Genomic DNA, 9,598 nt, shown 5'->3' on the forward strand with positions numbered 1-9,598 from the left:
CCCCCCCCCCCCCCACCTTCTTCATGTCGTCTGGTCAGCTGGCAGGCGGTACGGGACCGCTGCCACCGGGACCACCGAGTGGACCGTCGTCCCCGGCGCTGGCTCCGCCGTGTCCGACGGTTCCGGCTGAACCGTGTCCTGCGGTTCCGGCTCCACCATGTCCGGTGCTGCCGACTCCGCCGGTTCCGATTCCGCTGTTTCCACTGCCAGCGGTGTTGGCGCTGCCGGAATGGCGATCGGCTCCACCGTCATTGTCGACAGCGGCTTCCACATCGACCTTGTCGAGCATCTTCGCCGCGGCATCGCGACCGCCCAAACCGAAGGCGAGTGCAGCAGCGGCCGCGCCGCCGATGACCACAGCACCGAAGGCCAGGTTGATGATCGAATCGGCCAGTCCCATGTAACGCAGACCCATCGCGATGAAGAGTGCGATGGCCGAATAACGCAGAACTTTGCTCGCAAGGGAGTTCGTGATGAACTTCCCGATCAGGCCTGCAACCAAGAAGCCTGCAGCGATAATCGCAGCGCCGAAGAGGACGCTGCCGCCGAGGTCGAGGATCTCGTTGAGGATGTTCGTGATCTCGGGGAACCCGAGCATCCGAGTCGCCATGATCGCAAAGAAGATCATGATGGCTACCTGGACGATCTTGGTAATCACGCTCGAGGCACTGGTGCCCTCGGGAGCGATTCCGATCGAGCTGACAGCACGATCCGTGCCGACTCCACGCAAGAGCTCCTCGAGCAGGTTGCCGAGGAATTTCGCGATGACTCCGCCGATGGCCAGCAGGATGCCGGCCGCGATGATGGCAGGAATGGCGTTGAGGAAGAGCTCCAACATCTGCTGTGCCGGCTGCGAGATGGCCGCGATACCCAGGACCTGGAGTGCCGATATCGCCACCACGATGATGATGATTCCGAAGACGAGGTTGCCCGCGAGCGACGAGATCTTGGCATTCGCCTCAGCGTTCGGGTTCCCGGCACCCTGCTGAGGTTGACCCTGCTGATCCTGATGAGGCTGGTCGTAGGCGGCTTGCTGAGCATTGATGTTGTTGTGCTGCGGTTCGACACCCGTCGATGCACCGACGACGCCTGTGGCGCGATCTCCCAGCGAGCTGAACTTCGATGTCAGCTTCGTCAGGTCGACGGCGTTGAGCGCAGTCTGGACCAGCTGCTTGGCGATCTTGGCAAAGACGAATCCGATGAAGAAGATGACCCCGGCACCGATGATGTTCGGGAGGAAGCCGAAGATTCCGTCGAGCAGGCCCTGCAGCGGTGTGAGCACCTGGTCGAGGTTGAACAGCTGCAGAACGGCGATGAGGCCGAGCAGCCAGATGATCAGGCTGCCGATCTGACCGATCGATTTTCCGATCTGCTGCCCGTCATTGCCGTCACGTTGCAATGCCGGGATCTTCGCCACCAGTTTTCCGATCGCCCATTTGACGATCGATGCAATTATCCATGTAACGATAAGAATGAGTATCGCCAGTCCCACTTTCGCAAGAACTGACCACAAGTCTGACATTTGCATTTCCGTCATCTCCTTCGGCTGAGGCGAATGAACACTCGAATTCGTTGCGAATGCACACTCTGATTTTCGCTGTTGCTGATGTGGAGTCTATTCACATCAGACACTCAGAACAAGGGCAGATGGTGGCTTGATGTCGAATAATGACGCGATCGATAACCTCACGCAAATCCGTCCACATGGGTATCTCAGCGCCTTAACAATTCGTATATATTCAGATCACGATTCGGCATCGAAGCGATGACATGATCGAAATATCCCAATCCGAAACAGAGAATTCGCGGCATGCCGCAAAGAGAATCCATGAATCCTTCAAAAAGTGAAGCACATGCGAATTCATGGAGAACTGACGAATTCGAGTGGCACATTGTCGATGAGATGCGTTCCTCCGACCGTCGCGGACACGAGCAGGAGCGCCTGCCCACGGAAGTCGGATGCACAGGGTTGGAAAGTTCGCGCATCGACAAGGCTGAGATAGCCGAGCGTGAGGTCGCCGCGATCGGCGGCGGGGTCGAGCACCAGCTTCGCCGCCCTCTCGACGATTGTCGGAGGCTCATCTCTCGGAGACCAGTCGGATGCCGCCTGGGCCGCGGCGTCAAGGGCGCGAGGAATCGCCAATGCAGCCACTCGATCCGCCGGCGCCAGGTATTCGTTGCGGCTCGACATCGCCAGTCCGTCTGCGTCCCGGACGACGGGAAGACCAATCAACTCGATGTCGAAGTTGAGGTCGGCGATCATGCGTTTGACCAGGCAGAACTGCTGGATGTCTTTGAGGCCGAACACCGCGGAGTCCGGTGCCGTCAGGGTGAAGAGCTTGGCCACGACGGTGAGGACCCCGTCGAAGTGCCCGGGCCTCGCCTCGCCTTCGTAGACCGCACCCATCCGGCCGGAGGACACGGTGACCTCGGGCGCAGACGGGTACATCTCCCCCAACGCCGGCGCGAACACGAAGTCCACTCCAGCGGCCTCGCAGACTTCCAGGTCTGCTTCGAAGGGCCGCGGGTATTGGAAGAAGTCCTCGTCGGTACCGAACTGCAGCGGGTTGACGAAAATGCTGGTCACCACCGAATCACCCGATGCTCGTGCCCTGTCCATCAGCGCCTGATGACCAGAATGCAGGGCACCCATCGTCGGCACCAGTGACACGGTGCCCGACTGCCGTCTCCGCCAGGTACGCAGGGCCTGGATTCCGCCGACCTCCATCACTCGAAACTCCGTTCGGGCTCGGGGAATTCGCCGCTTTTGACCTCATCGACATAGCGGCCGACAGCATCGGAGAGCACTGAATGCAGGTCGGCATATCGTTTGACGAATCGCGGCGCCTTGCCTGTGCGCAGGCCCGCCATATCCTGCCAGACGAGCACCTGGGCATCGCAGTCGGCACCGGCGCCGATCCCCACGGTCGGAATCGTCATCTCCGCCGTCACCTGGGCAGCCAACCCCGCTGGAACCATCTCCATGACCACGGAGAACGCCCCCGCCTCGGCGACGGCACGAGCATCAGCCAGCAGCGCGTCACCGGCACCCCCACGACCCTGGACCTTGTACCCGCCGAGGTTGTGCTCGGCTTGGGGCGTGAATCCGATGTGTGCCATCACCGGTATGCCGGCGGTCGTGATCGCCTTGATCCTCGAGGCCACGGCCACTCCCCCTTCGAGCTTGACCGCGTGGACACCGGCCTCCTTCATGAACCGCACTGCCGTCGCGACCGCCTGCTCATCGGAGATCTCATAGCTGCCGAAGGGCAGGTCCGCAACGATCAGCGCCCGCGAGGTCGCACCGGAGACCGCTCGCGCCAGTGGAATGAGCTCATCGACGGTGACAGGCAGCGTGGTCTCGTGGCCGTAGACATTGTTCGCCGCGGAGTCTCCGACCAGCAGCGCCTCGACTCCGGCCTGCTCGAACAGTGCGGCCGTGTACTGGTCATAGCTGGTCAGCATCGCCCAGCGGCGACCTTCGGCCTTGGCCTTGATGAGGTCGAGAGTCCGCACACGACGAGGTGGGGACGCAGCTGCACCGGCAGCTGCAGTCTGACTGGGGCCGCCACCGTAAGGCGGAGTCATCTCTGACTGGTCGGTCGTGGAGTTCTCAGGCTGTGCCGGTGCGGAACTCTCGGGACGATCTGGTGTCGGGTTCTGGGACAGGGGCATGGGCATCCTCTTCGGTCGGCCTTCGTCTGGGTGGCTGCGCATCGTCAGCGCCGCGTGGGCGCAAGTCGGCGGCAGGCTGTGGCGCCGGCCGAATCACGCGGGTTCACATTCGGGTCGACTCGGATTGCGAGCCAGTTTCCAGACTAGATCATCGACCCTGGTCCACCGCACGGTGGTGTTTTACATTACGAGCATTGATGATTAAGCTCAAATCTGCGCAAAACTTTTTCAGGGGCGCACAGTTCCATTCCATGGGAGCACCGCTCCACTCTGCGAAGGACGATGATGACCACAACAGCTTCGATCGAGCTCACCCTCAAGGACATCTCCGCGAAGGGTGCGAACGACGATATGTGTTCGACCGACCTCATCGATGCCCCGTGGGACGTCGACGTCAAGCCCGGATACGGGCCCGGCGCTTCGATGGACGATCCGATTCCCGTCGCTGCCCCACGCCAGGGTGAGATCCCCGCCGAGTACCGGGACGCCTCGGCGGAGGAACTCAATGACCGGATCATCCGGGCCAAGGAGAAGCTCGGCGATCGAGTCGTCATCCTCGGCCACCACTACCAGCGGGTCGAGGTCGTCGAGCACGCGGACTACATCGGCGACTCGTTCATGCTCGCCAAGGCTGCCCAGAACCATCCCGAGGCTGAGGCGATCGTCTTCTGCGGCGTCCATTTCATGGCCGAGACCGCCGATCTGCTCTCCACACCTGAGCAGTCGGTCATCCTGCCCAACCTCGCTGCGGGCTGCTCGATGGCTGATATGGCCGACATCGACCAGGTCGAGGACTGCTGGGAGCAGCTGACCGAATTGCTGGGCGACGAACCTGATTCGGACGGCAAGGTGCCCGTCATCCCGGTGACCTACATGAATTCCTCGGCCGCAATCAAGGGTTTCTGCGGCCGCAACGGCGGCATCGTGTGCACTTCCTCCAACGCCGAGGTGGTCCTAGAGTGGGCCTTCGAGCGCGGTCAGCGCGTGCTGTTCTTCCCCGACCAGCACCTGGGCCGCAACACCGCTCTGAACATGGGCATCGACATTGAGGCCATGCCGCTGTGGAATCCGGCGCGGCCCCTGGGCAACAACTCCCCCGACGCGATCGAGGACTCGAAGGTCATCCTGTGGCAGGGGTTCTGTTCGGTCCACAAGCGCTTCACCCCCGCACAGATCGCCAAGGCACGCGTCGATCACCCCGATGTGCGCGTCATCGTCCACCCTGAATGCCCGCAGGAGACGGTGGCCGCGGCCGATGACTCCGGATCCACCGCCTACATCACGAAAGCCATCGCCGAGGCGACCGAGCCCACCACATTCGCCATCGGCACCGAGATCAACCTCGTCCAACGGCTGGCAGCCGAACATCCCGAGCACACGATCTTCTGCCTCGATCCTGTCGTGTGCCCGTGCTCGACGATGTATCGGATCCACCCCGGCTACATCGCCTGGGTCCTCGAGTCCCTGATCGACGGCAAGGTGATCAATCAGATTTCCGTCGACGCCGAGGTGGCCGATCCCGCTCGCGTGTCCCTTGAGCGAATGCTCGCCGCGAAACCCCGGATCTGAGCGACTCATGGCTCACATCGTCATCATCGGCTCCGGTATCGCGGGACTGACTACCGCCCTGCGGCTGGCAGGTGGACATGACGTCACCGTTGTGACCAAAGACAGTCTGGGCGAGTCGAATACGGCCATGGCTCAAGGTGGGATCGCCGGTGTCCTCGCGGCCGAAGACAGCGTCGAGTCGCATATCGACGACACCCTGATCGCAGGCGCCGGACTCAATGATGAGGCCGCCGTCCGCGTACTGTGCACCGAGGGCCCCGACCGAATCCTCGAACTCGCCGCCGCCGGCGTCACCTTCGACACGGATGCCTCCGGGCGCTGGGCCAGGGGCATGGAGGGTGCGCATTCCGTGGGGCGCATCTTCCATTCCGGCGGCGATGCCTCCGGCCGTGCGATCACCGCTGCCCTGGTCAAGGCCACCCGCGCCGAGGCGGCCGCTGGGACCATCGCTGTGCGTGAGCATTCGATGCTCGTCGACATCGCCACCGGCGCCGGTGGCTATGTCGATGTCGATGTCGATGTCGATGTCGATGTCGATGTCGATGCGTCGACCAACGAGGGCAGGGCCACCGGCGTCAGCCTGCTCCACGACGGTGCGCTCGAAATGGTGGCCGCCGATGCCGTGGTGTTGGCAACGGGTGGCGCTGGGCAGCTCTTCGCACACACGACGAATCCGCCGGCTGCGACCGGTGACGGTCTGGCCGCCGCGATCCGTGCCGGTGCTGACGTTGCCGACCTGGAGTTCTTTCAATTCCACCCGACTGCGCTTGCCGGCACGGGGTTCCTCATCTCCGAGGCCGTCCGCGGTGCCGGTGCCGTGCTTCTCGACGCACACGGTCACCGCTTCATGCCCGACATCGATCCCCGAGCTGAGCTCGCGCCACGTGATGTCGTTGCCCTGGCGATCCACCGGACGATGGCGGCACAGAACGGGGCGTTTTGCCATCTCGATGCCAGAGCCATCCCCGAAGTGAGCGCTCGTTTCCCGTCGATCACACGCGGCCTTGCAGCCCACGGACTAGACCTCGCCACCGATCTCATCCCCGTCACTCCGGCGGCGCACTACTTTATGGGCGGCATCGCCACCGACCTGGATGGCCGAACCTCTGTCGACAGACTCTTCGCAGTCGGTGAAGTCGCCTGCACCGGTGTCCACGGCGCCAACCGTCTGGCGTCCAACTCCCTGCTCGAAGGTGCAGTGTTCGGGGTCCGCGCGGCTGAGGCGATTATGACGCTGGAGCCGATGCCGGACTTCAGAGGAGAACTCGGCGATGCTTCCTGTGCCTCTGTGTCTATCGCGCGGGACGATCTGAGGGATCTCGCGTGGGCCCACCTCGGGGTGGAACGAAATGAAGCGGGACTGCGGGCACTGCTCGACCACCTCGGCGAGGATGGCCCGTCCGTGACGGATCGTGAGGATGGCCCGTCCTTGACGAATTGCGAGGGTGGCCACCTCGGCGAGGGTGGGTCGTCCGTGACGGATCGTGAAGGTGGCCCGTCGGCGGCTGGTCGCGAGGGCATCGAGACCGCGAATCTCACGCTCATCGCGCGGCACATTGCGGCTCACGCCCTCGCCCGACAGGAGAGCCGAGGTGCCCACACCCGCACTGACTTCCCTGTGTCCAAAACCCTGCCGACGCAGCAACAGCCTGCATCCGTTGACCCCGTTCCCACCACTTCCCTGGTTCAGGAGGCCGCCTCATGTTGAGCGCCACAACCATCGACTCCGCACTCCGGCTTGCTCTCGACGAAGACGCACCGTGGGGCGACATCACCGGTGAGACGTTCATCCCTGCCAGCGCCTCGGCGACGGCGAAGTTGAGCGCACGCGAGGCCGGAATCCTCGCTGGAATTGATGTATTCGCTCGCGCCTTCACCCTCGTCGACCCTCGCGTCGATGTGGATCTCACCAGCGCCGATGGAGATGTCTTCGCGGCTGGCGACACATTGGCTACGGTTTCGGGACCGGCACGTGCGGTTCTGCAAGCCGAGCGGATCGCACTGAACTTCTGCCAGCGCATGAGCGGAATCGCAACACAGACCAGAGCCTTCGTCGATGCGGCGTCGTCGAATACCGCAGGCGCGAACACGGCCAGTCGAGGTGTGCGCATCGTCGACACCCGCAAGACCACTCCGGGGCTACGGGTCTTCGAAAAGCACGCGGTGGTCTGCGGCGGTGGGCACAACCACCGATTCGGGCTCTCCGACGCGGTCATGGTCAAGGACAACCACCTCGCTGTTCTTGCTGGTGAGAACGCCGATGTCAGTGCCGCGATCCGGTCGGCTCGGGCTCAGTTGTCGCACACGACGACGATCGAGGTCGAGGTCGATCGCCTCGAGCAGATCCATGCGGTGCTCGACGGCGGAGCCGATGTCATCATGCTCGACAACTTCACCCTGGCCGATCTGCGTGCCGGAGTCGAGCTCATCGCCGGACGTGCGATCGTTGAGGCCAGCGGCAACGTCACCCTCGAAACCGTCGCAGACATCGCCGCTACCGGAGTCGACGTCATCTCCTCGGGAGCGCTGACGCACACTGTCCGCGCGATCGACCTGGGCCTCGACCTGGTTCTGGACGCAGGTTGATATGGAACTCGAATCGGCCCTCGATAACGGCGGTGTACCGCTCTACCTCGACACAGCCGCGGCGGCGCCCGTGCGCAGGGAGGCACTCGAGGCCGCCTGGCCATATCTGACCGGCGCGTTCGGCAACCCGTCGAGCCACCACGAGGTCGGCCGTACCTCGGCAGACGCACTCAAGGACGCGCGCAGACGGGTGGCGAAGGTGCTCGGCATGCGCAGCACCGACATCATCTTCACCAGCGGCGGCACCGAATCCGACAATCTTGCGATCATCGGTATCGCCCTCGGGGCTGGGGCCTTTGGCGCTGCTGGGGCCGGTGGCGCTGCTGGGGCCGGTGGCGCTGCTGACTCCGGTGCGGGGCCGGATGGTCGGCCACCTCGGCGCCATATCGTGATCTCCGCCCTTGAACATGAGGCGGTGCTCGCCGCGGCGGACTTCCTGGTTCGTCGGCACGGGTTCGAGATCACGGAGGTACCCGTCGCGCCCGATGGCACGATAACGGTCGAGGCACTTGGTTCGGTTCTACGCGAGGACACGCTCCTGGTCAGCCTGGGGTATGCGAACAACGAGATCGGCACGGTCGCCGATGTCACAGCCCTCGCCCGGATTGCTCACGATGCCGGCGCGTTCTTCCACACTGATGCTGTGCAGGCTGCAGGCTGGCTCCCGCTGGGCGGCCTCGGCGTCGACGCCATAAGCCTGGCTGGGCACAAGGTCGGTGCGCCGAAGGGAATCGGGGTTGCTGCGATTCGCGCACGGATCCCTCTCGAACCCCTCATCCACGGCGGCGGCCAGGAGTCCGGGCGTCGGTCGGGGACAGAGAACGTTGCCCTTGCCGTTGCGTTTGCCACCGCGTTGGAACTGGCCGAGGCCGAACGCGTCGAAACCGCCGGCCGAATCCAGGCCATCCGGGATGATTTCATCGCCGAGGTACTGGCCACGGTTCCCGGGGCATTCCTCACAGGAAGCGAGTCATTGCGCAGTCCGAATCACGCCTCGTTCTGTTTCTCAGGTACAAGCGGCGAGGCCGTGCTCCTCGAGCTTGAACGCCTGGGCATCACTGCCTCGAGTGGCTCAGCCTGCGCCGTCGGCTCGGACGAACCATCGCATGTGCTCACCGCGTTGGGCATCGACGATGATCTCGCGAAGACAAGTGTGCGCTTCACCTTCCCGGCAGACTTCACCCCCGAAGCGGGTCATCGAGCAGCGTATGCCGTATCTGCGGCGGTGAAGAATTTGGCTCTCAGCTACACCTGAGCAGCCTGAGCAGTCATTCGTTGAAGAGTGTGTCGATGACTTCCTGAGCCACGAACCTCGCATGCAATATCGGTCGCCTAGCCGGATCAACCGATGCCGGAGGCACCCACGCCGGCCTGCCGTCTGTGAGCATCACCGTCTCCCACTCCGACCGATCCAACAAATGATGATGGGCAGAACAACTCAACATCATGTTATTGACATCCGTCTTGCCCTGCTGGGCCCACTCGACAATATGGTGGGCATCGCACCACCCCGGCGGAGCATCACAACCGGGGAACGTACATCCCTGATCACGAGCAGTGAGCACCGCGATCTGTTTGGCATTCGCGAACCGATTCTCCGTGACCACCTGCATCGTCTTCGCCTTATGTGAGACGAGCTCGAAGAACACCGCCCCGTTCAAACCATGACGAACCAGCTCACTGATCGGGACCGGATTCTCAGTCCCCGCCACCCCAACACCAGTCCCCGTGGCAAGATCCTCAGCCTTCGCCGTGACCACCAGAGCAT

Annotated in this window: 8 protein-coding genes; 4 read left to right on the top strand and 4 right to left on the bottom strand. The window is 63.3% G+C overall.

Annotated features, from left to right (window positions below; all coding sequences use genetic code 11):
• Positions 1-34 precede the first annotated feature (34 nt).
• The 3 genes from ACE03M_RS02365 to panB form a co-directional block, all read right to left on the bottom strand.
• Positions 35-1,537, bottom strand: coding sequence for a mechanosensitive ion channel (locus tag ACE03M_RS02365; protein WP_485932588.1), 1,503 nt, complete (start codon positions 1,535-1,537; stop codon positions 35-37).
• Between the two features lie 324 nt (positions 1,538-1,861).
• Complete coding sequence (panC, locus tag ACE03M_RS02370) at positions 1,862-2,728, bottom strand: pantoate--beta-alanine ligase (RefSeq protein WP_485932613.1); 867 nt, start codon at positions 2,726-2,728, stop codon at positions 1,862-1,864.
• Positions 2,728-3,675, bottom strand: coding sequence for a 3-methyl-2-oxobutanoate hydroxymethyltransferase (gene panB / locus ACE03M_RS02375; protein ID WP_485932590.1), 948 nt, complete (start codon positions 3,673-3,675; stop codon positions 2,728-2,730). Before panB ends, panC begins: the two co-directional genes overlap by 1 nt.
• A gap of 285 nt (positions 3,676-3,960) precedes the next feature.
• On the opposite strand from panB, the gene nadA reads away from it, so the two are divergent.
• Genes nadA through ACE03M_RS02395 form a run of 4 tightly spaced genes read left to right on the top strand, consistent with a single transcriptional unit; the run spans position 3,961 to position 9,085 of the window.
• Positions 3,961-5,244, top strand: coding sequence for a quinolinate synthase NadA (nadA, locus tag ACE03M_RS02380; protein WP_485932592.1), 1,284 nt, complete (start codon positions 3,961-3,963; stop codon positions 5,242-5,244).
• Between the two features lie 7 nt (positions 5,245-5,251).
• A complete protein-coding gene (gene nadB, locus ACE03M_RS02385; protein WP_485932594.1) occupies positions 5,252-6,952 on the top strand; it encodes an L-aspartate oxidase in 1,701 nt (566 codons plus the stop codon).
• The gene (gene nadC, locus ACE03M_RS02390) at positions 6,946-7,830 is read left to right on the top strand and encodes a carboxylating nicotinate-nucleotide diphosphorylase (RefSeq protein ID WP_485932596.1); all 885 of its coding nucleotides are present in this window, start codon (positions 6,946-6,948) and stop codon (positions 7,828-7,830) included. The genes nadB and nadC overlap by 7 nt, the downstream gene beginning before the upstream one ends.
• A 1-nt stretch (position 7,831) precedes the next feature.
• Positions 7,832-9,085 carry a cysteine desulfurase family protein gene (locus tag ACE03M_RS02395; protein ID WP_485932598.1) on the top strand — a complete coding sequence of 418 codons (1,254 nt, stop codon included), beginning with the start codon at positions 7,832-7,834 and terminating at the stop codon, positions 9,083-9,085.
• 13 nt (positions 9,086-9,098) lie between these two features.
• On the opposite strand, the gene ACE03M_RS02400 is transcribed toward ACE03M_RS02395, so the two are convergent.
• Positions 9,099-9,598 (bottom strand): HNH endonuclease signature motif containing protein (locus ACE03M_RS02400; protein ID WP_485932599.1); only part of this gene is annotated, 500 nt, incomplete at its 5' end.

Source organism: Brevibacterium sp. AGC70 (genome assembly GCF_057334195.1).

What these genes read in the sequence shown, in the direction of transcription:
- ACE03M_RS02365 (WP_485932588.1), bottom strand. Translation starts at nt 1,537, where the DNA reads ATGACGGAAATGCAAATGTCAGACTTGTGGTCAGTTCTTGCGAAAGTG.
- panC (WP_485932613.1), bottom strand. Translation starts at nt 2,728, where the DNA reads ATGGAGGTCGGCGGAATCCAGGCCCTGCGTACCTGGCGGAGACGGCAG.
- panB (WP_485932590.1), bottom strand. Translation starts at nt 3,675, where the DNA reads ATGCCCCTGTCCCAGAACCCGACACCAGATCGTCCCGAGAGTTCCGCA.
- nadA (WP_485932592.1), top strand. Translation starts at nt 3,961, where the DNA reads ATGACCACAACAGCTTCGATCGAGCTCACCCTCAAGGACATCTCCGCG.
- nadB (WP_485932594.1), top strand. Translation starts at nt 5,252, where the DNA reads ATGGCTCACATCGTCATCATCGGCTCCGGTATCGCGGGACTGACTACC.
- nadC (WP_485932596.1), top strand. Translation starts at nt 6,946, where the DNA reads ATGTTGAGCGCCACAACCATCGACTCCGCACTCCGGCTTGCTCTCGAC.
- ACE03M_RS02395 (WP_485932598.1), top strand. Translation starts at nt 7,832, where the DNA reads ATGGAACTCGAATCGGCCCTCGATAACGGCGGTGTACCGCTCTACCTC.